Consider the following 20,239-nt stretch of genomic DNA (forward strand, 5'->3'; position numbering starts at 1 on the left):
TCGTGCACCTCGGCACTGACATCGGGGCTTCGCCGCCTCACGGCCCGCCCCGTCTCCGCGGGATGCGGGCCCGGACCGGGTCGCGGAGTGCCACCGCCGCGGACAATGGCCGTATGAACGAGCGCGCACGGCATTGGCAGTACGACGAGCTGCCCGGGGTGGACCTGCTGCGGGCCCGGTACGTGCGCAAGACGTTCGTGCGACACACGCACGAGAACTTCGTGATCGCCGCCATCGCCGACGGGGTGGAGGTGTTCCACCACGGTGGGGGCGATCAGTACGCGGGCGCCGGCGCTCTGGCACTGGTGAACCCCGATACGCCGCACACCGGGCGGGCCGGGGTGCCCGAAGGGTGGCGGTACGGGGCGGTGTACCCACCGGTCGACGTGGTGGCGGAGATCGCCGCCGAGACGACGGCGCTGCGGGGGACGCCGGGCTTCGTCAGCCCGGTGGTGGACGATCCGTACGCCGTCGCTCTGGTGCACCGGGTGCTGCGGGCCGCCGACGAGGGCGACGCGCTGGCCGCGGACACACTGCTGCGGGTCGCCGTCACCAGATTGCTGCGGCTGAACGGCGGGCCCATGCCGCGGCGGGAGGTGCGGACGGCGGGGGCCCGTGTCGCGGCACGTGCGCGTGCCGTGCTGGAGGAGCGGATGGTCCGGCCGCCGACACTGGAACGGCTGGCGGCCGGTCTCGGTACCAGCCCGTTCGCCCTGCTGCGGGCCTTTCGGGACCTCTACGGGATGCCGCCGCACGCCTGGCTCACGAACGCGCGGGTAGGGCGGGCGCGACGCCTGCTGGACACGGGGACGGCACCCTCCGAGGTCGCCGTGGCCGTCGGGTTCACCGACCAACCGCATCTCAACCGGCACTTCAGCCGGATCGTCGGCGTGCCTCCGGGGGCCTACCAGCGGGAGCGCAAGAACGTACAAGACCCGCGGTAGCCGCTGCCCGTAGCGTGCGGGGCGTGGCAGATCGGACAGTTCTCGAAGACATGGACGTCGGTGGGAGAGCGGACCGGGCGGTCGTACGCGACGCCCTGGGTGTCGGGGTGGCCGTGGGGCTCTCCGGGTTCGCCTTCGGAGTGACATCGGCAGGCAGCGGCCTCACGCTGCCGCAGACGTGCGCGCTCAGTCTCCTGGTGTTCACCGGAGCCTCCCAGTTCGCCCTCGTAGGGGCCCTCGCAGCAGGAGGCAGCCCGTTCACCGCCGCCGCCGGGGCCTTCTTCCTGGGCGTGCGCAACGCCTTCTACGGTCTGCGTCTGTCGCAGTTGCTCGCTCTCCCGCGCGCGGTGCGGCCGTTCGCCGCCCAGTGGGTGATCGACGAGACGGCCGCCGTCGCGCTGGCCCAGCCCACCCGGCGCGCCGCACGGCTCGGGTTCGTCGTGACCGGGCTGAGCCTCTACATCCTGTGGAACCTCACCACGCTGCTCGGGGCCCTGGGCGCCGAGGCCATCGGGGACACCGACGCGTGGGGACTGGACGCCGCCGGACCCGCGGTCTTCCTGGCCCTGCTCGCACCGATGCTCAAGAGCCGCACCGAGCGGGCGGTCGCCGGGCTCGCGGTGCTGCTGGGGCTCGGGCTGCTGCCCGTACTGCCGGCCGGGGTGCCGGTGCTGCTGGCCGCGCTGGCGGCGCCGGTCGTGCTGTGGGCGGAAGGCCGCCGCAAGGGGCAGCGCGAAGGACAGGGGGACGCGCGGTGAACGTCTGGATCGCGATCGGGATGACCGTCCTGGGGTGCTACGCCGTCAAGCTGGCGGGACTCCTGGTGCCCGCGGGGGCTCTGGAGCGGCCCCTCGTCAAGCGTCTCGCCGCGTTGCTGCCCGTCGCGCTGCTGGCGGCCCTCACCGCCCAGCAGACCTTCGCCGACGGGCGGACACCGGTGCTGGACGCACGGGCCGCCGGCCTGGCGGCCGCGGCCGTGGCGTTGCTGCTCAGGGCTCCGTTCCTGCTCGTCGTCGCCGCGGCCGTGGTGGTGACCGCGGGGGTGCGGGCCATGGGGGCGGGATGAGCGGCGGATGATCAGTCGATGGTGCGGCCGTACGCCCGCAGCACGCGCAGGGCGTCGATGGTCACCACCGGGCGGGCCTCCAGGGCGGGCGCCGGGGCCCAGCGGCGCCACCGGACGGGCCAGCCGCCGTCCTCCTGCTGCTGGGTCGCGAGGTGGTCCAGGGAGCGGGTCATCTCGTCGTCGGTGAACCACGCGCGCGCGAGCGAGCGCGGTGTCCGCGCGTAGTCGTACGGGAAGTGGTGCTCGCCCGGCGCGTAGCCGGGGGAGACCGGGTACGCGTCCAGACGGTCGGGATCCAGGGCCGCGAGGCGGTGTTCGCGGACCAGGCGGCCGAGCCGGTCGGCTGCCGCCTGCGCGCGCGGGCGGTCCGGGGCGGCGTCCAGGAAGGCCACGGCGGCCTCGATCTCGTACGGGTGCGACTTCTCCAGCGACTCGACCGTCTGCCAGCAGAAGTCCGTGGCCCGGAACAGCCAGGCGTGCCACACCTCGTTGCGGTGCAGCAGTCCCACCACGGGCCCGGTCGCCAGGAGGTCGCTGGGTGGGTCGTCCAGCACCGTCACGAAGGGAGCCGTGGGGTAGCCGTGCTGGCTGGGGTGGATCGCCGGGAGCGCCCCGTCCGCCGTGGAGACCGACGTCAGGTAGCGGCAGATGCGCTCCACCCGCTGGCCGGCGCAGCGCCCGACGGCATCCAGGACGCGCAGGGCGTGCGCGGTGTGCAGCGGCTGGCTGACCGGGCCGCGCAGATCGGGCTCCAGCGCGTGGCCGTACCCGCCGTCCTCATTGCGGTAGGCGTCGAGGGCGGTCTCCACCGGGTCGGCGGAGCCACCCCGGAAGTCGTGGGCGAAGCGGTGCTGATCGAGCACGCGCGCGGTGAGCCAGACGAAGCGCTCCGCGCGCGTGACGGGACTGTGCCGCGGGGGCGTCGGGGGGAGTGTGGAAGCTCCGGTTTCGGCCATGGGTCAGACGGTAGGGCGCGAGGAGGCGCCGGCAGGCGGTCCCGGCTCAGGCCCACCCCCAGGGGCGGGATACTGGAGTCATGCGGTTGACGGTCTTCTGGCAGCGGATGGCGGAGCACTTCGGTCCTGGCTACGCCGAAACCTTCGCGCGCGACCACGTGATGTCGGAACTGGGCGGACGCACGGTGCACGGGGCGCTGGAGGCCGGCTGGGACGCCAAGGAGGTCTGGCAGGTGGTCTGCACGGTGATGGACGTGCCCCGGGAGAGGCGCTGACCCCAGCCGATGCGCGTCGGAGATCGCCGACCGGACGGCCCCTGCCCCCTCCGGACAGAGGCGGACCGGCTTCGGAGGGGGCAGGGGCCGTCACGAAGATCGCAGGCGGGCAGACGGCTGTCGGTGGCGTGGGCGAGACTTGGGCCGTGGCACCCACTGACGAGTCCGGGCAGGCAGCCCGGCAGCCCCCAGCCTCCGGTACGACACCGCCCACCCGGCCCCCCGCCGGTGAGGCCGGGACGATCGGCCGCATGCCGCGCTGGCTGCCCCGCGCCATGGTGCTGGCCCTCGCCCTCGTCGCCGCGTTCCAGCTGGGCAGTTGGGCCTTCCACCAGCTCACCGGCCTGCTGATCAACGTCCTCATCGCGTTCTTCCTGGCGCTCGCGATAGAGCCCGCGGTGAGCTGGATGGCCTCACGCGGCATGCGCAGGGGGCTGGCCACGTTCATCGTCTTCACCGGCGTGATGATCGTGTCGGCCGGCTTCGTCACGGTGCTCGGCTCCGTTCTCGCGGACCAGATCATCAAGCTGATCGAGGGCTTCCCCGCCTACCTCGACTCCGTCATCAACTGGATCAACACGCACTTCAAGACCGATCTGAAGCGGGTCGACATCCAGGAGGGCCTGCTCCGCTCCGACTGGCTGCGCAACTACGTCCAGAACAGCGCCACCGGCGTCCTGGACGTGTCCGCCCAGGTGATCGGGGGCCTCTTCCAACTGCTGACGGTCGCCCTGTTCTCGTTCTACTTCGCCGCGGACGGTCCGCGACTGCGCCGCGCCATCTGCTCGGTCCTGCCCCCCGCCCGCCAGGCCGAGGTGCTGCGCGCGTGGGAGATCGCCGTGAACAAGACCGGCGGCTACATCTACTCCCGCGGCCTGATGGCGCTGATCTCCGGCGCGGCGCACTTCGTCCTGCTGCAGACCCTGGACGTGCCCTACGCGCCCGTGCTCGCGGTGTGGGTGGGCCTGGTGTCGCAGTTCATCCCCACCATCGGCACCTATCTCGCGGGCGCCCTGCCCATGCTGATCGCGTTCACCGTGGATCCCTGGTACGCGCTGTGGGTCCTGGTCTTCGTCGTCATCTACCAGCAGTTCGAGAACTACATGCTGCAGCCCAAGCTGACCTCCAAGACCGTCGACATCCACCCTGCCGTGGCCTTCGGCTCGGTCGTCGCCGGCACCGCCCTGCTCGGCGCCGTCGGCGCGCTGATCGCCATCCCCGCCATCGCCACGCTCCAGGCCTTCCTGGGGGCGTATGTGAAGCGCTACGACGTCACGGACGACCCCCGGGTGCACGGCCACCGCCACAGGGGAGAGGGACCTGCCCTGCTCACGCGCGCGCGAGGGCTGTGGGCATGGCGGCCGGGGACGGAGCGGTCCGGACACGGGGGCTCCGCGGAGAGCTCGTCCTGAGCGCCCCGGGCCGACAGCTTCCTGCGCCGCGGCCTTCAAGAGGCTTCCCCGCTCGTCGGGTGGGATGAGCCCCTCCGGCAGCGTCCGGTCGTCCAGCAGATCGCGCACCAGCACAGCCGCGCAGCGTGGGTGATCCCGGCCCGACCGCTGGCCTTCCGGGAACCCCTGAGGGAATCGTGCGACGGCAGCTTCCTTGCCCACCGCGGTGATCCGGCACATCCGTCCGTCCCCTATGAGCACGCGCGCCTGCTGTGCGGGGCACGCGGTACTTCGGCGCGTGCGCAGCCCGGTATGGGTGCCCGCCGCCACTCGCGCACACCTCGGCACGGAGCCCGGGGCGGGTGCGGCGTCGTGCGGCGTGGTGCGCTTGACACGAAAATCGAACATCCATTCTGATAGAGGCGCCGGCAAGGCTCAACGAGGGGCGTTTCGACGTACTTTGAGTAGAGATGTGCCCGAGTTATCCACAGGCCGGACGTGCGTCGGGGCGCATTGTCAGTGGCAGGCGTTAGCGTCTTTGACGTGAAGCGATCGACTCAAGCAAATCGGGTGGAACCCATGGCAGGAACCGACCGCGAGAAGGCCCTGGAAGCCGCTCTCGCACAGATTGAACGGCAATTCGGCAAGGGCGCGGTCATGCGCATGGGCGACCGGACCAACGAGCCCATCGAGGTCATCTCGACCGGCTCCACCGCCCTGGACGTGGCCCTCGGTGTGGGCGGCCTGCCCCGCGGGCGCGTCGTGGAGATCTACGGACCGGAATCCTCCGGTAAGACCACGCTGACCCTGCACGCCGTGGCGAACGCGCAGAAGGCCGGCGGGCAGGTCGCCTTCGTCGACGCGGAGCACGCACTCGATCCCGAGTACGCAAGGAAGCTCGGCGTCGACATCGACAACCTCATCCTCTCCCAGCCGGACAACGGCGAGCAGGCCCTGGAGATCGTGGACATGCTGGTCCGCTCCGGTGCCCTCGACCTCATCGTCATCGACTCCGTCGCCGCGCTCGTCCCGCGCGCGGAGATCGAGGGCGAGATGGGCGACAGCCACGTCGGTCTGCAGGCCCGCCTGATGAGCCAGGCCCTGCGGAAGATCACCAGCGCGCTCAACCAGTCCAAGACCACCGCGATCTTCATCAACCAGCTCCGCGAGAAGATCGGCGTGATGTTCGGCTCCCCGGAGACCACAACCGGTGGCCGGGCGCTGAAGTTCTACGCCTCGGTGCGCATCGACATCCGCCGCATCGAGACCCTGAAGGACGGCACGGACGCGGTCGGCAACCGCACCCGCTGCAAGGTCGTCAAGAACAAGGTCGCACCGCCGTTCAAGCAGGCCGAGTTCGACATCCTCTACGGCCAGGGCATCAGCCGTGAGGGCGGCCTGATCGACATGGGCGTGGAGCACGGCTTCGTTCGCAAGGCCGGCGCCTGGTACACGTACGAGGGCGACCAGCTGGGCCAGGGCAAGGAGAACGCGCGCAACTTCCTGAAGGACAATCCCGACCTGGCCAACGAGATCGAGAAGAAGATCAAGGAGAAGCTGGGCGTCGGCGTGCGTCCCGAGGAACCGGCCGCCGAGCCGGGCACGGACGCCGCGGTCTCCGCACCGGCCGACGCGACGCCGGCTGTCCCGGCCCCCGCACCGGCCAAGACCGCCAAGTCCAAGGCCGCCGCAGCCAAGAGCTGACCCGTGACACGGCGAACCGAATGGGCGGAGTACGAGTACGCCGCCTCCGGTGCCCCCCGGGGGAGGGGCACCGGAGGCGACACGAACTCAGCCCTGGACGGGGAAGGCGGCCCGGGGCAGACGCCTGCCGAGGGCGACCGGCAGTACGGCGACGACACCGGGCCGCGCGGGGGCGGCCCACCCGGAGGTGGCTCGCGTGACGGCGGGCCGAGGGGCGGTCGTGGCCGTCGTCGCCGTGGCTTCGGTGAGGCGGCGGCCGATGCCGAGGACGGAGGTGCCCTCTCCTCGTCGAGGGCCGAGCAGGAGGCACCTCCAGGGGACCCGGTCGAGCGGGCGCGGGCGATCTGCCTGCGTCTGCTCACCGGGACCCCGCGCACCCGCAAGCAACTCGCCGACGCCCTGCGCAAACGGCAGATCCCCGACGACGCCGCGGAGGACGTGCTGTCGCGGTTCGAAGAGGCAGGCCTGATCAATGACAGCGCCTTCGCGGACGCCTGGGTGGAGTCCCGCCACCACGGCCGAGGACTGGCCCGGCGTGCGCTCGCCCGGGAGCTGCGGACCAAGGGCGTCGACTCCACGCTGATCGACGAGGCCGTCTCCCAGCTCGACTCGGAGCAGGAAGAGGCGACCGCGCGAGAACTCGTCGCGCGCAAGCTCCGCTCCACCCGCGGACTCGACCGCGACAAACGCCTCCGCCGCCTCGCGGGCATGCTCGCCCGCAAGGGCTACCCCGAGGGCATGGCCCTGCGGGTCGTCCGCCAGGCGATGGAGGAGGAGGGCGAGGACACGGAGTTCCTTGAGGAGGAGGGGTTCTGAGGGAGACCTGTGGCCGTCCTAGGCTCAGCGCATGAAGATCAGTGTGCGGGCGGCGGCCGAGGCGGACGTGTCAGCGTTGCTGGCTCTCTACGGCGAACTGAATCCGGACGACCCGCCCTTGCCCCAGGCGTCCGCGGATGCCATCTGGGCAGCCATATCGAGTCAGCAGGGACGCACGATCCTGGTGGCTGATGCAGACGACACCGTGGCCGGGACGGCGGATTGCATCGTCATGCCGAACCTCACGCGCGGGGGCAGGGCCATCCTGTTCGTGGAGAACGTCGTGGTGGCCGGCGCCTTCCAGCGGCGTGGTGTCGGCCGACGGCTGATGGAGGCCGCGGTGCGGCTGGGTGAGTCGGCGGGCTGCTACAAGGTCCAACTGCTCGCGGCGGATGACGCGTACGTCCACACGTTCTACAAGGCGTGCGGCTTCGCAGCCCTCGCAGAGGGTTTCCGTCGCTATCTCCCGTAGAAGGTTCAGTCCTCGAACCGGAGGCTGCCTTCCGGTGCCCACAGGCCCACCCGGCGCGGCAAGCGGCTGACAAGCCCACTCCGCCTCACACCACCGGAAACCCCGCCTCCCGCCAAGCCTGGAAGCCCCCGGTCAGGTCCGTGGCCCTGTGCAGGCCCAGCTGGTGCAAGGACTGGACGGCCAGGCTGGATGCGTAGCCCTCGTTGCAGAGCACGACGACGCGCAGAGCATGACTTGTAGCCTCCGGGCGGCGGTGGCTGCCCTGGGGATCGAGGCGCCACTCCAGTTCGTTGCGCTCGACGACCACGGCGCCGGGGATGAGGCCGTCCCGTTCGCGCAGGGCGGCGTAGCGGATGTCGACCAGCAGTGCGTCGCCGGCCCGGGCCGCCTCGTACGCCTCCTGCGGTTCGATCCGCTCGTAGCCCGCCCGCACGCGCTCCAGCAACTCGTCGATGCCGACAGGCGGTTGCGGGTGGCGGCTCGTCGGTCCGGGTGTGGTGCTCACTGCCAGTCCTCCGGTCGCTCGACCTGCTCGAGTCGCAGGATCGGGCCGCTGCGGCTGTAGCGGCGGATCTGCGGCAGGGGCGGGTAGTAGGCGTGGACGGAGATCGCGGGCCGGTCCGAGGACTCGTTGAACACCTCGTGGACGTGGTGCCGGCCGAAGGAGCGGCCCTGGCCGGCCCGCAGCCGCCGTTCCCGGTCCACGTCCTCGGTGAGTTCGAGGGTCTTCCAGCCGTCGGTGGGCAGCCGCGCGGCCAGCGAGTTCTCCTTGAGCTCGCCCGAGGCGGTCAGGAAGGCGCCGAGCGAGTCGGCATGGTCGTGCCAGCCGGTGCCCGTGCCGGGCGGCCAGCCGATCAGCCAGGCCTCGCTGCCGCCGGGCCCGTCCAGCCGTACCCAGGTACGGCCTTCCGGGTCGAGCGGCAGGGAGTCGATCAACTCGGCGTCGGCGGCCGTGCGCCGGACGAAGTCGTAGAGGTCGGCCTGAGTGGGAGCCGCACCGGAGGAGACAGAGGGAGTCGCGGAAGGGGATACAGACACGGGTGCCGTCCCTGAGGTTCCTGATGAGAGTTCGCGAGCAAGGCGCGGCAGCCGGCGGACAGAGCGCGGCGCGCGCAGGGGGAAGGGGAATGCGAAGTCAGCAGGACGGGCGACACACGCAGCCCGCATAACGGAGGAGGTCCATATGGACCCTCCGCCACAGGCGCACACAGGTGTCGGTCACGACCGGAGTACACCATGACCGCTCAGGCGGGTCAACTCACTGTCACCATGCGGACACACCGTGACAGTGAGCACATCGCCCCGGGGCGGGCGTCAGCGTGAGCCGGCCGAAGCACCGGCCTCTGCCTGCGCTTTCACCGGTCCGCCCACCGTGGCCTCCGCCGCCGCGTACAGGTCGGCCGGGCGCACCCCGCCCAGCGCGGTGACGAGGTGCCCGTCGGGGCGCACCAGAAGCACCGTGTGCGCGGCGGCGCCCGGATAACTCTCGGCGACGAGCAGCTCCGCCGGATGCGGCAGTGCCGTGACCGCCGCCGCGAGCTGCGGCATGATGCCGGCGCCCACCCAGTGCTTGCGCTCCCAGACGCCCGTGCCCGGCGCGATCAGCACCACGAGCAGCGCGCCCCGGCCGAGCCGGTCCCGGAGCCGCACGAAGGTGCCGTCCTCCGCGGTGACCCGTACGTCGGTGACCGGTGCTCCCAGGGGGGTGTCGACCGGCACCTCGCCTTCGAGGCGCCGGGGCGCGAGCGGCGAGTCGGCGTACGCCCCCGGCGCGCCGAGCTGGCCCTGTCCCAGGTGGCCCTCTGTGAGCAGGGCGTCGTGGCCGCGGGACGAGCCGGGGACGACCGCGCGCAGGCCTCCGCCGCCGCGCAGCAAGGGCAGTGCCTGGTCGGCGGCGCGGAGCCGGGCGGCGACGACCGCCCGCCGTTCCGTCTGGTAGCTGTCGAGCAGGGCTTCGTGCGGCCCGTGGTGCCAGGCCAGGGCCAGCTTCCAGGCGAGGTTGTCGGCGTCCCGCAGCCCCTCGTCCAGCCCGTGCGTACCGAGCGCGCCGAGCAGATGGGCGGCGTCCCCGGCGAGGAACACCCGGTCGGCGCGCCAGCGGCGGGCCAGCCGGTGGTGGACGGTGTGCACACCGGTGTCCAGCAGCTCGTACGGCGGCGTGGTGCCGCCCGCCCAGCCGGCCAGGGTCTCCCGGATGCGGGTGAGCAGCAGTTCGGGTGTGACCAGGTCCTTGCCGGGCGGCAGGAGCCAGTCCAGGCGCCAGACGCCGTCGGGAAGCGGGCGGGCGGTGACCTCGCCGGCCGAGGGACCCGACATGCGCCAGGGCGGCTGACGGTGCAGCAATGCCTCGTCGTACCAGGGAAGTTCCGTGCGGAGCGCGGCGACGGCGTGACGTTCCACAGCCGTACGGCCCGGGAAGCGGATGTCCTGGAGCTTGCGGACGGTCGAGCGGGGGCCGTCGCAGCCGACCAGGTAACTGCCGCGCCACCACGTCGCCTTGGGACCGCGGGTGTGTGCCGTGACACCCGAGGGCTCCTGTTCGAGGCCGTCGAGGCGGCTCTCCACCGCGACTTTGACGAGCCGTTCGCCCGAGAGGGCCGCACGCAGCGCGTTGGTGAGGACGTGCTGGGCGATGTGCAGGGGAGCGGGCTCGCTGCCGTCGAAGACGATCTCGCGCATCACCTGCTTGCGTCGCATCGACCGCCATCCGGCCCAGTGCGCACCGGCTCGGGCCAGGGGCACGCCGGTCAGCCGCTCCATCAGGGCGGCGGTGTCCTCGCGCAGGACGACGGTGCGCGCCGCACGGGGTTCGTCCTTGCCCGGCCCCTCGTCGAGGACGACGCAGGGCACCTCCTGACGCGCCAGAGCCAGGGCGAGCGTGAGCCCGACGGGCCCCGCTCCGACGATGATCACCGGGTCCACGGCGTGGCGCCCCCTGCCCGCGGTGGTGTCCTGAGAGACGTAGGTGAACACGAAGGTGGAGCAGGGTGCACGATCACAGAACGTATGCAACCCATTGCCGGTGCTTGCGTCAAGTGACCAGGGGCCGGTGGCGATCTTGCCGCCGCACCAAGGGTAGCCGGGCGACACGCTCGTCACGTGAAGGGGTGTCAGGCGCGGCCGGAGCCGCATGGCTCAAGGCTCGGCACGACTGTGGCCCACCGGTTCCCCGGTGGGCCACAGTCGTGCTGGTTGCCGGGCCGTCAGATCCTGCCCTCGGCGCCGGTGCCGTAGGTGCCGCCCACTTCGGCCGCGTTCATGTCGTCGACCTTGTCGGCGCCGAGCACAGCACCCGTGCTGCGCTTGCTGCGGCGCAGCCTGCCCTCCAGCCAGGAGGCGAAGGACGTGAGGATGAAGTTCAGCACGATGAAGATGACCGCCACCACGATGAAGCTGGGGATGACGTTCGCGTAATTGGCCGCGAGGGTGCTCCGTGTGTTGAGCAACTCGGTGAACCCGAGCATCACGCCGCCCAGCGCGGTGTCCTTCACGATGACGACCAACTGGCTGACGATCGTCGGCAGCATGGCCGTGACGGCCTGGGGCAGCAGGATGCTGGTCATCGTCTGGCTCTTGCGCAGGCCGATCGCCATCGCCGCCTCCGACTGCCCCTTCGGCAGGGAGAGGATGCCCGCGCGGACGACCTCGGCGAGGACCGACGCGTTGTAGAGCACCAGACCGGTGACGACCGCGTACAAGGGCCGTTCATCGCTGGGAATGCCGGTGGAGCGGACGTAGAACTCGTTGGCGAACAGCATCAGCAGCAGCACCGGGATGGCCCGGAAGAACTCGACCACCGCGCCGGCCGGGACGCGCACCCAGCGGTGGTCGGACATGCGCGCGATGCCGAGGACGGCGCCCAGCGGGAGGGCGATGATCATGGCGAGTGCGGCGGCCTTCAGCGTGTCGGCCAGACCGGGCAGCAGATAAGTCGTCCATGCCTCAGAGGTGGTGAACGGCTTCCACAGAGCCCACTCCAGCTGGCCCTTCTCGTCCATGGTCTGCCAGATCCACCACAACAGCAGGCCCAGCAGGACGAAGAACACCACAGAGAAGAAGACGTTGCGCCGCTTGGCGTTCGGGCCGGGGGCGTCGTAGAGAACGGACGTCATCGCTTTACCGCCAGTCGCTTGCTCAGCCAACCGAGGAAGAGGCCAGTGGGCAGGGTCAGTACCACGAAACCGAAGGCGAAGATCGCGCCGATGAGCACTGTCTGAGCCTCGTTCTCAATCATGTCCTTCATCAGGAGGGCGGCCTCCGCCACGCCGATCGTGGCCGCCACGGTCGTGTTCTTGGTCAGCGCGATCAGCACGTTCGCCAACGGCCCGATGACCGAGCGGAACGCCTGCGGCAACACGATGAGCCGCAGGATTTGGCTGAAACTCAGCCCGATGGCTCGGGCCGCCTCCGCCTGGCCGACAGGCACTGTGTTGATGCCCGAGCGGATCGCCTCGCAGACGAAGGCGGCGGTGTAGGCGACCAGGCCGAGCACCGCCAGCCGGAATGCCTTGGCCTCGAAATCGTCGGGGACGCCCATCGTCACGCCGAAGATGTTGGCGAGGCCGAGCGAGGTGAAGACGATGATGACGGTGAGAGGGATGTTCCGGACGATGTTCACATAGGCGGTGCCGAACCCGCGCATCAGCGGAACCGGACTGACCCGCATGGCCGCCAGCAGGGTGCCCCAGATCAGGGACCCGATGGCCGAGAGGACGGTGAGCTGCACCGTGACCCAGAAGGCACCCAGCAGGGTCGGGTTGTCATAGTCAGATAGAAAGTCGAACACGATCTCCCGCGCTTCCGGGTGTGTGGCTTAGGTGGCGGACGTGCCGCGCCGCCGCCGGAGAAGCTAGGGGCGGCGGCGCGCCTGCGGATCCCCGCTGCGACTGCGGGGATCCTGCGTCGGCGGAGTCCCGCGTTACTGGACGATCTGACCGATCTTCGGGGCTTCCTCGTACTTGTAGTTCGCCGGCCCGAAGTTCTCCTCGACGGCCTTCTTCCAGGCGCCGTCGCTGACCATCTTCTCCAGAGCGTCGTTGATCTTGTTCACGGTCTCGGTGTCGCCCTTCTTCACGCCGATGCCGTAGTTCTCGTTGCTCAGCTTCAGTCCGGCGAGCTTGAACTGCCCCTTGTACTGGTCCTGGGACGCGAAGCCCGCGAGGATCGAGTCGTCCGTGGTCACGGCGTCGAGGGCGCCGCTCTGCAGACCCGCGATGCACTCCGAGTAGCCGCCGAGACGCTGGAGCTGGGCCTTCGGCGCGATTTCGTTCTTGACGTTCTGGGCCGAGGTGGAGCCGGTCACCGAGCACAGCTTCTTGCCGTTGAGGTCGGTGCCCTCCTTGATGTCGGAGTCGGCCTTCACCAGCAGGTCCTGGTGGGCCAGCAGGTACGGACCGGCGAAGTCGACCTTCTCCTTGCGCTCGTCGGTGATCGAGTAGGTGGCCGCGATCATCTTCACGTCGCCGCGGGCCAGCGCGTTCTCACGGTCGGCGCTCTTGGTCTCGACCCACTCGATCTGGTTGGGCTCGTAACCCAGTTCCTTGGCCACGTACGTCGCCACGTCCACGTCGAAGCCGGAGAAGGAACCGTCGGGCTCCTTCAGGCCCAGACCGGGCTGGTCGTACTTGATGCCGATCTTGATCTTGTCGCCGCCTCCGGAGCCGGAGCCGTTGGAGTCACCGCCGTCGTCGCCACCACAGGCGGTGGCGGTCAGCGCGAGGACGAGAGCGGTGGCGGCCGCGGCGGAGACCTTGCGGAGCTTCATGGGGAACATCCTTTGCCGTGAAGAGAAAACCGTTGTTGCGGGTGACGCGGAACGTCGCGGACGCGACCCGCGCCGTCAGTGGTGCAGGATCTTCGACAGGAAGTCCTTGGCACGGTCGCTGCGCGGATTGCTGAAGAACTGGTCGGGCGCAGCCTCCTCGACGATTCGGCCGTCCGCCATGAACACCACGCGGTTTGCAGCCGATCGTGCGAAACCCATCTCATGGGTGACGACGATCATGGTCATGCCGTCGCGGGCGAGCTGCTGCATGACCTCCAGCACCTCGTTGATCATCTCGGGGTCGAGCGCGGAGGTCGGCTCGTCGAAGAGCATCACCTTCGGCTCCATGGCCAGGGCCCGCGCGATCGCGACGCGCTGCTGCTGGCCGCCGGAGAGCTGCGCCGGGTACTTCTCGGCCTGCGCGCTCACGCCGACCCGGTCGAGCAGGGCACGGGCCCGCTCCTCCGCGGCCTTCTTGTCCTTCTTGCGGACCTTGATCTGGCCGAGCATCACGTTCTCGAGCACGGTCTTGTGCGCGAAGAGGTTGAAGGACTGGAAGACCATCCCGACGTCGGCGCGCAGCCTGGCCAGCTCCCTGCCCTCGGCGGGCAGCGGCTTGCCGTCGATCGTGATCGAGCCGGAGTCGACCGTCTCCAGGCGGTTGATGGTGCGGCACAGGGTGGACTTGCCGGACCCGGAGGGCCCGATGACCACGACGACTTCGCCGCGGGCGATCGTCAGGTCGATTTCCTGGAGTACGTGCAACGCGCCGAAGTGCTTGTTGACGCTCTTCAGGACGACCAGTTCTCCGGTCGCGGCCACATCTTCCTTGGCCACCGATACTTCGGTCATCGCTCTCAGGCTCCGTCCTCCTCGGTTTCGGAGGACAGTAGTGACCCTGTACGAACTGCGTCATTACATCTGAGGTGAATCTGAGGATCACGATCCGATAGCAATCGGACACATGTCGTAGCACCGGGGAGCGGCGCTCATACCAGCCGGGTAACGGAAGCTGTCCGCAACCGGAACCCTCTTGACGCCGTCCTCATCCATCAGTCTGACTGCACAGGGTGCACGCGCGCGCGTGCACGCTTTTTTGTACACAACCAGATCGTACGGCCAATGAACCGAAGGGGGCCCGGATGAGACTGCTGCTCGTCGAGGACGACAACCACGTCGCCGCCGCCCTGTCGGCGGTTCTGGCGCGGCACGGGTTCGACGTCACGCACGCGCGCAGCGGTGAGGAGGCCCTCCAGGCGCTCGTTCCCGAGGGTGACTGCTTCGGTGTCGTCCTGCTCGACCTCGGCCTGCCCGACCAGGACGGATACGAGGTCTGCGGCAAGATCCGCAAGCTCACCAGCACTCCGGTGATCATGGTCACCGCCCGCTCCGACGTGCGGTCCCGCATCCACGGCCTCAATCTGGGCGCCGACGACTACGTGGTGAAGCCCTACGACACGGGGGAACTGCTCGCCCGCATCCACGCCGTGAGCCGGCGCACCGCCCACGAGGACACCTCCAGCGGCATCGAGACCGAGCTGCGGCTCGGCTCCGTGCACATCGAACTGCCCACGCGCCGGGTCCGTGTGGACGGGTCCGTGATCCAGCTGACCCGCAAGGAGTTCGATCTGCTGGCCCTGCTCGCGCAGCGGCCCGGAGTGGTCTTCCGCCGGGAACAGATCATCAGCGAGGTGTGGCGGACCAGCTGGGAGGGGACCGGACGCACCCTGGAGGTGCACGTCGCGTCGCTGCGCGCCAAGCTGCGCATGCCGACCCTCATAGAGACCGTTCGCGGAGTCGGTTACCGGCTCGTCGCGCCTGCCGGCTAGCGGGGCCGGGTGCGCACTCGTCTGCTCCCGCTGCTCATCGTCCTGATGGCGGCCGTACTGCTCGCACTCGGCGTCCCGCTCGCGGTGAGCCTCGCCGGGGCACAGCAGCAGAAGGTCGTCGTCGACAGGATCGACGACACGGCTCGCTTCGCCGCCCTCGCCCAGTTCGTCACCGACTCGCCCGACGGCACCGCCGACGCCTTCGAGAACGAGCGCCTGGCCACCCTCGGCAGTGAGCTCCGCAGCTACTACGAGGTCTACGGCATCCGGGCCGGTGTCTTCTACCGCACCGGCAGTGCCATGGCCCAGGCCCCGGCCAGGTGGTCGCTGCCGAGGGAGGGCGAGGTACGGGACGCCTTCGCCGAGGCGAAGCTCAGCCGCCGCAGCCACGACCCGAAGCAGGTGTGGCCCTGGCAGCGCCGCAACCTCGTGGTGGCCTCGCCGGTCATCCGGGACGGGGACGTCGTCGCGGTCGTCGTCACCGACTCACCCACCGGGCAGATGCGCAAGCGCACGTTGCACGGCTGGCTGGTCATCGGCGCGGGCGAGTCCGCCGCGATGCTGCTGGCCGTCGGTGCCGCGCTGCGGCTGACCGGCTGGGTGCTCAAGCCCGTACGGGTCCTGGACGCCACCACCCATGACATAGCCACCGGACGGCTCAAGTCGCGGGTCGCCGCCGCCGGCGGGCCGCCGGAACTCAGGCGCCTGGCCCGCTCGTTCAACGAGATGGCCGACAACGTCGAGGACGTCCTGGAGCAGCAGCGGGCCTTCGTCGCCGACGCCTCGCACCAGTTGCGCAACCCCCTCGCGGCGCTGCTGCTGCGCATCGAGCTGCTCTCCTTCGAACTGCCCGAGGGCAACAAGGAGATCGCCTCGGTCCAGGCCGAGGGCAAGCGTCTCGCGCAGGTTCTGGACGACCTGCTCGACCTGGCGCTGGCCGAGCACACCGAGGCCGATCTGCGGATCACGGACATCGGTGAGCTGGCCGCCGAGCGCCTCGCGGCCTGGGCCCCGACCGCCGAGGCCAAGGGCGTGCGCCTGGTGGGCGACTGCCCGCCGACGACCGCGTGGGCCGACCCCGTCGCCCTCTCCAGCGCGCTGGACGCGGTCATCGACAACGCGGTGAAGTTCACGCCGGAGGACCAGGTCGTCGAGGTGACCGTCGTCTCCCGGGGCGACCTCTCCACCGTCGTCGTCACGGACCACGGCCCGGGCCTCACCGACGAGGAGCTGGCCCGCGTCGGCGACCGCTTCTGGCGCAGTGGCCGGCACCAGAACGTGAAGGGCTCGGGCCTCGGCCTGTCCATCTCGCGGGCGCTGCTCGCGGCGGGCGGCGGTTCGATCGCGTTCGACCGTCACGAGCCGCACGGGCTGAAGGTGACGGTGGCGGTGCCGAGGTCGGCGCCGACGGCTTGACGGCAGGCGGCCGAGGACGGCCCGGCGCTACGGCTTGACCGCAGGCGACGGTGGACGGCCCGGCGCTACGGCTCTACGGCAGACGACGGCCCCCGTGCCACGGCTTGAGCGCAGGCGACCGCGGACCGCCCCGCGCTACGGCTTGACCGACTGGTAGTAGCGCTGGGCGCCGACATGCAGTTGCAGCGGGTCGGTGTAGATCGCCGTGCGGACGTCGACCAGCTGCGCGGAGTGGACGGTAGCCCCGATGAAGTCCCGGCTGTCCAGCACCGTACGGGTCAGCCACTCGGTGAGCCTGGGGTCCATGTCGCTACGGGTGACGAGCAGGTTGGACACCGCGAGGGTCGGTACCGGCTCGCCGCGCTGGATGGTGGGGTAGGCCGACTCCGGCATCTTGGTGATGCGGTAGTAGCGCGTCGCACCGCCCTGGTCGTGCAGCTTGGCCACGAGTGTGGCGTCGATCGGCACGAACCGGAAGGCCGATGCCGACTTCTCGGCCGGCCGGCTGAGCCCGTCCGTGGGCACTCCGCCCGACCAGAAGAACGCGTCGAGGCCGTGCCCCAGGCGCTCGGGCCCGGTGTCGATGCCGTCCGAGGACGGCTTGATGTCCTTCTCCGGGTCGATGCCGGCCGCCTTGAGCACACCGTTGGCTATCAGCCGCACGCCGGAGTCGGGCAGCCCTATGGCCACGCGCTTGCCCCGCAGGTCGGCGACGGAGCGGATGTCCGAGGCGGGCGCTACGACGAGCTGGACGTAGTCGTCGTACAGGCGCGCGAGACCGCGCAGCCGGTCGGCGCCCGGCGCGTTGTCGAGCTTGTACGTGGCGACCGCGTCGGCCGCCGCGATCGCGAAATCGGCCTTGCCGGTCGCCACGTCGGCGACGTTCTCCTGCGAGCCGGCGCTGGTCAGCAGCCGCACCTTCAGGTCGGGCATGTCCTTGTCGATCTCGTTGCTCAGGAGTTCGCCGTACTCGTGGTAGACCCCGGCACGGGTGCCCGTGCTGAACGTGATGGTCCCGGCCGGCGGCTCCTCGGCCCAGGGGCGCAGCCACCACAGCAGCAGGCCGAGGACCACGAGGGAGGCGGCGCCGCCCTGCAGGGCCCGGCTCCTGCCGACACGGGGGAACGTCCTGGACATGCGGGCGATCCTGCCAGCCCGGGCGCCCCGATGACCAGGGCAGGGGTCACAGGGCGTGCGTGGGGGAGTGCCGGTGGCCGCCGCTACAGTCGCCCCCATGAGTTCTTCGCCCGCCGATCTGGTCCGTGAGTTCCACCGCGCCTTCGGCCTGGACGCCCGCAGTACGCCGACGGAGGTCTCGCCGGAACTCGCGGCGCACCGCGGTGAACTCCTCGCCGAGGAGGCCGCGGAGGTCGCCGAGGTGTCGGTGCACGGCCCGCTCGACCGGCTCGCCCACGAGCTGGCCGACGTGGTCTACGTCGCGTACGGCACCGCCCTCGTGCACGGCATCGATCTGGACGCGGTGCTCGCCGAGATCCACCGCTCCAACATGACGAAGATCGGCCCCGACGGCTCGGTGTCCCGCCGGGAGGACGGCAAGGTCCTCAAGGGCGAGCACTACGAGGCTCCGGACGTGCCGGGAGTACTGCGCAAGCAGGGGTGGGTGCCGGGCGGAGGCGCCTGACCGGCGGGGTACGCCCGGGCCGGTCACGCGGATGCGGGCCGCCCGGCCCCCTCCCTCCTCAGTCCACGACCGGTGCCTCCGCCTCTGCGGCCCGGGGCACGGGCTGCGGGTGGCGGGACTCGCGGCGCCGCGCCCACCAGGTCGCCACCGGCTCGGTGTAGCGCGCGGTGAGCGGCCCGAGGACCACCAGGATCAGAACGTAGGCCGTGGCCAGGGGGCCGAGGGACGGCTCGATGCCGGCCGACACCGCCAGGCCGGCGATGACGATCGAGAACTCGCCACGCGCCACCAGCGCGCCGCCCGCCCGCCAGCGCCCCTTGACGGAGATCCCGGCCCGCCGGGCCGCCCAGTACCCGGTGGCGATCTTCGTCAGCGCGGTGAGGAGGGCCAGTCCGAGGGCCGGCAGCAGGACGGGCGGGATGCTCGTCGGGTCGGTGTGCAGCCCGAAGAAGACGAAGAAGATCGCCGCGAACAGGTCACGCAAGGGGCTCAGCAGGGTGTGCGCGCCCTCGGCGACCTCCCCCGAGAGGGCGATGCCCACCAGGAAGGCCCCCACCGCGGCCGACACCTGGAGTTGCTGCGCGACACCCGCGACCAGGATGGTCAGGCCCAGCACGACCAGCAGCAGCTTCTCCGGGTCGTCGCTGGAGACGAACCGTGAGATGACCCTGCCGTAGCGCACCGCCAGGAACAGTACGAGCCCGGCCGCGCCCAGTGCGATCGCCAGGGTCACGCTCCCGGTCATCAGTCCGACGCCCGCCACCAGCGCCGTGACGATGGGCAGGTACACCGCCATCGCCAGGTCCTCCAGCACCAGCACGCTGAGGATCACCGGCGTCTCCCGGTTGCCGACCCGGCCCAGGTCGCCCAGCACCTTCGCGATCACGCCGGACGACGAGATCCAGGTGACACCGGCCAGCACGACGGTGGCCACCGGGCCCCAGCCGAGCAGCAGCGCCACCGCCGCCCCGGGCAGCGCGTTGAGCGCGAAGTCGACCAGCCCGGATGGGTAGTGGGTCTTGAGGTTGGAGACCAGATCGCTCGCCGTGTACTCCAGGCCCAGCATCAGCAGCAGCAGGATGACGCCGATCTCCGCGCCCGTGGCGACGAACTCCTCGCTCGCGCCCAGCGGCAGCAGGCCGCCCTCGCCGAACGCCAGACCGGCCAGGAGGTACAGGGGTATGGGGGAGATCCGAAACCGGCCGGCGAACCGGCCGAGCAGGCCGAGGCCGAGAATGATGGAACCGAACTCGATGAGCAGGACCGCGGAGTGCAACAGCTCACTCCCGCCCGAGTATGGTCGCGGCCGCGTCGACGCCCTCACGGGTCCCGACGACGATCAGCGTGTCACCGCCGGCCAGCCGGAAGTCCGGCGCGGGCGACGGGATGGCTTCGGCCCGGCGCAGCACGGCCACCACCGACGCGCCCGTCTCCGTCCGCATCCGCATGTCGCCCAGTACCCGCCCGTTCCAGTGCGAGGTCGCGGCCACCTCGATCCGCTCGGCGACCAGACCCAGGTCCGTGGTGTACAGCAGGCTCGGGCTGTGGTGGGACGGCTTCAGCGCGTCGATCAGCGAACCCGCCTCCGAGCTGGTGAGCCGCAGGGAGTGCGCGCACGAGTCGGGGTCGTCGGAGCGGTAGACGTTCACCGTGCGCGTGCCGTCGCGGTGCGCGACGACCGACAGATGGCGGTGTTCCCGGGTCTCCAGGTCGTACTGGACCCCGATACCCGGTAGCGGCGTCGCCCTCAGGCGCGGAGCTGACACGTTGCTTCCCCTTGTTCGTCTCGTTTGTCGTGCTTTGGTGGTCTGATGAGCGGTGCCGATCATCGGACGGGTCAAGTCCGCATGCTCCCATCCGGCCGTACGGTGGCGACATGGGTGTCGTGACGGAGGTTGGCGCGTCGGCGTTCGGGCGGACGCGGGGTTGTCCACAGGCGGCCGAGTCACTTTCGCCGACCGCCT

23 protein-coding genes are annotated in these 20,239 nt (G+C 70.6%); 11 read left to right on the top strand and 12 right to left on the bottom strand.

The window, feature by feature from the left end; translation table 11 throughout:
• Positions 1 to 113: 113 nt before the first annotated feature.
• Genes QNO09_RS26575 through QNO09_RS26585 form a run of 3 tightly spaced genes read left to right on the top strand, consistent with a single transcriptional unit; the run spans position 114 to position 2,010 of the window.
• Positions 114 to 944 carry an AraC family transcriptional regulator gene (locus QNO09_RS26575; RefSeq protein WP_502962349.1) on the top strand — a complete coding sequence of 277 codons (831 nt, stop codon included), beginning with the start codon at positions 114 to 116 and terminating at the stop codon, positions 942 to 944.
• Positions 945 to 994: 50 nt separating this feature from the next.
• A complete protein-coding gene (locus tag QNO09_RS26580) occupies positions 995 to 1,702 on the top strand; it encodes an AzlC family ABC transporter permease (RefSeq protein ID WP_283972873.1) in 708 nt (235 codons plus the stop codon).
• Positions 1,699 to 2,010: an AzlD domain-containing protein gene (locus QNO09_RS26585; protein ID WP_283972774.1), complete on the top strand. Its 312-nt coding sequence runs from the start codon at positions 1,699 to 1,701 to the stop codon at positions 2,008 to 2,010. The genes QNO09_RS26580 and QNO09_RS26585 overlap by 4 nt, the downstream gene beginning before the upstream one ends.
• Positions 2,011 to 2,021: 11 nt before the next feature.
• Here the strand turns inward: QNO09_RS26585 and QNO09_RS26590 are convergent, their stop codons facing one another.
• On the bottom strand, positions 2,022 to 2,966 hold the full coding sequence (locus tag QNO09_RS26590; RefSeq protein ID WP_283972775.1) for a prenyltransferase/squalene oxidase repeat-containing protein: 945 nt from the start codon (positions 2,964 to 2,966) through the stop codon (positions 2,022 to 2,024).
• Between the two features lie 80 nt (positions 2,967 to 3,046).
• On the opposite strand from QNO09_RS26590, the gene QNO09_RS26595 reads away from it, so the two are divergent.
• The 5 genes from QNO09_RS26595 to QNO09_RS26615 all read left to right on the top strand — a co-directional run bounded on the left by QNO09_RS26595 (position 3,047) and on the right by QNO09_RS26615 (position 7,624).
• Positions 3,047 to 3,241, top strand: a complete 195-nt coding sequence (locus QNO09_RS26595) for a DUF3046 domain-containing protein (RefSeq protein ID WP_283972776.1) — start codon at positions 3,047 to 3,049, stop codon at positions 3,239 to 3,241.
• Positions 3,242 to 3,387: 146 nt separating this feature from the next.
• A complete protein-coding gene (locus QNO09_RS26600) occupies positions 3,388 to 4,653 on the top strand; it encodes an AI-2E family transporter (RefSeq protein WP_283972777.1) in 1,266 nt (421 codons plus the stop codon).
• 558 nt (positions 4,654 to 5,211) lie between these two features.
• Entirely contained in the window at positions 5,212 to 6,336 is a 1,125-nt protein-coding gene (gene recA, locus QNO09_RS26605) for a recombinase RecA (protein WP_283972778.1), read from the top strand.
• Positions 6,337 to 6,339: 3 nt separating this feature from the next.
• The gene (gene recX, locus QNO09_RS26610) at positions 6,340 to 7,152 is read left to right on the top strand and encodes a recombination regulator RecX (protein WP_283972779.1); all 813 of its coding nucleotides are present in this window, start codon (positions 6,340 to 6,342) and stop codon (positions 7,150 to 7,152) included.
• A gap of 31 nt (positions 7,153 to 7,183) precedes the next feature.
• A complete protein-coding gene (locus QNO09_RS26615; protein ID WP_283972780.1) occupies positions 7,184 to 7,624 on the top strand; it encodes a GNAT family N-acetyltransferase in 441 nt (146 codons plus the stop codon).
• An 85-nt stretch (positions 7,625 to 7,709) separates the two neighbouring features.
• Here QNO09_RS26615 and QNO09_RS26620 read toward each other — a convergent pair whose 3' ends face one another.
• The 8 genes from QNO09_RS26620 to QNO09_RS26650 all read right to left on the bottom strand — a co-directional run bounded on the left by QNO09_RS26620 (position 7,710) and on the right by QNO09_RS26650 (position 14,240).
• The gene (locus QNO09_RS26620) at positions 7,710 to 8,129 is read right to left on the bottom strand and encodes a rhodanese-like domain-containing protein (protein ID WP_283972781.1); all 420 of its coding nucleotides are present in this window, start codon (positions 8,127 to 8,129) and stop codon (positions 7,710 to 7,712) included.
• On the bottom strand, positions 8,126 to 8,662 hold the full coding sequence (locus tag QNO09_RS26625) for a cupin domain-containing protein (protein WP_283972782.1): 537 nt from the start codon (positions 8,660 to 8,662) through the stop codon (positions 8,126 to 8,128). The genes QNO09_RS26620 and QNO09_RS26625 overlap by 4 nt, the downstream gene beginning before the upstream one ends.
• Positions 8,663 to 8,759: 97 nt before the next feature.
• On the bottom strand, positions 8,760 to 8,807 hold the full coding sequence (locus QNO09_RS40050; RefSeq protein WP_311314449.1) for a hypothetical protein: 48 nt from the start codon (positions 8,805 to 8,807) through the stop codon (positions 8,760 to 8,762).
• Between the two features lie 131 nt (positions 8,808 to 8,938).
• Positions 8,939 to 10,546, bottom strand: coding sequence for an FAD-dependent monooxygenase (locus QNO09_RS26630; RefSeq protein ID WP_283972874.1), 1,608 nt, complete (start codon positions 10,544 to 10,546; stop codon positions 8,939 to 8,941).
• Positions 10,547 to 10,827: 281 nt separating this feature from the next.
• A complete protein-coding gene (locus QNO09_RS26635) occupies positions 10,828 to 11,736 on the bottom strand; it encodes an amino acid ABC transporter permease (RefSeq protein WP_283972783.1) in 909 nt (302 codons plus the stop codon).
• A complete protein-coding gene (locus QNO09_RS26640; protein ID WP_283972784.1) occupies positions 11,733 to 12,410 on the bottom strand; it encodes an amino acid ABC transporter permease in 678 nt (225 codons plus the stop codon). Before QNO09_RS26640 ends, QNO09_RS26635 begins: the two co-directional genes overlap by 4 nt.
• Before the next feature lie 132 nt (positions 12,411 to 12,542).
• Positions 12,543 to 13,388, bottom strand: a complete 846-nt coding sequence (locus tag QNO09_RS26645) for a glutamate ABC transporter substrate-binding protein (RefSeq protein ID WP_283972785.1) — start codon at positions 13,386 to 13,388, stop codon at positions 12,543 to 12,545.
• 75 nt (positions 13,389 to 13,463) lie between these two features.
• The gene (locus tag QNO09_RS26650; RefSeq protein WP_283972786.1) at positions 13,464 to 14,240 is read right to left on the bottom strand and encodes an amino acid ABC transporter ATP-binding protein; all 777 of its coding nucleotides are present in this window, start codon (positions 14,238 to 14,240) and stop codon (positions 13,464 to 13,466) included.
• Between the two features lie 290 nt (positions 14,241 to 14,530).
• Here QNO09_RS26650 and QNO09_RS26655 point away from each other — a divergent pair, with 290 nt between their 5' ends.
• Both QNO09_RS26655 and QNO09_RS26660 read left to right on the top strand, forming a co-directional pair.
• Entirely contained in the window at positions 14,531 to 15,217 is a 687-nt protein-coding gene (locus QNO09_RS26655; RefSeq protein WP_283972787.1) for a response regulator transcription factor, read from the top strand.
• A gap of 9 nt (positions 15,218 to 15,226) precedes the next feature.
• Positions 15,227 to 16,633 carry a sensor histidine kinase gene (locus QNO09_RS26660; RefSeq protein WP_283972788.1) on the top strand — a complete coding sequence of 469 codons (1,407 nt, stop codon included), beginning with the start codon at positions 15,227 to 15,229 and terminating at the stop codon, positions 16,631 to 16,633.
• 135 nt (positions 16,634 to 16,768) lie between these two features.
• On the opposite strand, the gene QNO09_RS26665 is transcribed toward QNO09_RS26660, so the two are convergent.
• Positions 16,769 to 17,770: a TAXI family TRAP transporter solute-binding subunit gene (locus QNO09_RS26665; protein WP_283972789.1), complete on the bottom strand. Its 1,002-nt coding sequence runs from the start codon at positions 17,768 to 17,770 to the stop codon at positions 16,769 to 16,771.
• A 97-nt stretch (positions 17,771 to 17,867) separates the two neighbouring features.
• Between QNO09_RS26665 and QNO09_RS26670 the strand changes: the two genes are divergently transcribed.
• Positions 17,868 to 18,275: a pyrophosphohydrolase domain-containing protein gene (locus QNO09_RS26670; protein ID WP_283972790.1), complete on the top strand. Its 408-nt coding sequence runs from the start codon at positions 17,868 to 17,870 to the stop codon at positions 18,273 to 18,275.
• Between the two features lie 58 nt (positions 18,276 to 18,333).
• Here the strand turns inward: QNO09_RS26670 and QNO09_RS26675 are convergent, their stop codons facing one another.
• Both QNO09_RS26675 and QNO09_RS26680 read right to left on the bottom strand, forming a co-directional pair.
• A complete protein-coding gene (locus QNO09_RS26675; RefSeq protein ID WP_283972791.1) occupies positions 18,334 to 19,551 on the bottom strand; it encodes a cation:proton antiporter in 1,218 nt (405 codons plus the stop codon).
• Positions 19,552 to 19,555: 4 nt separating this feature from the next.
• On the bottom strand, positions 19,556 to 20,041 hold the full coding sequence (locus tag QNO09_RS26680) for a cation:proton antiporter regulatory subunit (RefSeq protein ID WP_283972792.1): 486 nt from the start codon (positions 20,039 to 20,041) through the stop codon (positions 19,556 to 19,558).
• Between the last annotated feature and the right edge of the window lie 198 nt (positions 20,042 to 20,239).

It is taken from the genome of Streptomyces sp. 378 (genome assembly GCF_030124145.1).
GTDB lineage: Bacteria > Actinomycetota > Actinomycetes > Streptomycetales > Streptomycetaceae > Streptomyces.

Excerpts from the sequence above, each read along its gene's own strand:
- QNO09_RS26575 (WP_502962349.1), top strand. The coding sequence starts at position 114 with ATGAACGAGCGCGCACGGCATTGGCAGTACGACGAGCTGCCCGGGGTG.
- QNO09_RS26580 (WP_283972873.1), top strand. The coding sequence starts at position 995 with ATGGACGTCGGTGGGAGAGCGGACCGGGCGGTCGTACGCGACGCCCTG.
- QNO09_RS26590 (WP_283972775.1), bottom strand. The coding sequence starts at position 2,966 with ATGGCCGAAACCGGAGCTTCCACACTCCCCCCGACGCCCCCGCGGCAC.
- QNO09_RS26595 (WP_283972776.1), top strand. The coding sequence starts at position 3,047 with ATGCGGTTGACGGTCTTCTGGCAGCGGATGGCGGAGCACTTCGGTCCT.
- recA (WP_283972778.1), top strand. The coding sequence starts at position 5,212 with ATGGCAGGAACCGACCGCGAGAAGGCCCTGGAAGCCGCTCTCGCACAG.
- QNO09_RS26615 (WP_283972780.1), top strand. The coding sequence starts at position 7,184 with ATGAAGATCAGTGTGCGGGCGGCGGCCGAGGCGGACGTGTCAGCGTTG.
- QNO09_RS26635 (WP_283972783.1), bottom strand. The coding sequence starts at position 11,736 with ATGACGTCCGTTCTCTACGACGCCCCCGGCCCGAACGCCAAGCGGCGC.
- QNO09_RS26645 (WP_283972785.1), bottom strand. The coding sequence starts at position 13,388 with ATGAAGCTCCGCAAGGTCTCCGCCGCGGCCGCCACCGCTCTCGTCCTC.
- QNO09_RS26650 (WP_283972786.1), bottom strand. The coding sequence starts at position 14,240 with ATGACCGAAGTATCGGTGGCCAAGGAAGATGTGGCCGCGACCGGAGAA.
- QNO09_RS26655 (WP_283972787.1), top strand. The coding sequence starts at position 14,531 with ATGAGACTGCTGCTCGTCGAGGACGACAACCACGTCGCCGCCGCCCTG.
- QNO09_RS26665 (WP_283972789.1), bottom strand. The coding sequence starts at position 17,770 with ATGTCCAGGACGTTCCCCCGTGTCGGCAGGAGCCGGGCCCTGCAGGGC.
- QNO09_RS26670 (WP_283972790.1), top strand. The coding sequence starts at position 17,868 with ATGAGTTCTTCGCCCGCCGATCTGGTCCGTGAGTTCCACCGCGCCTTC.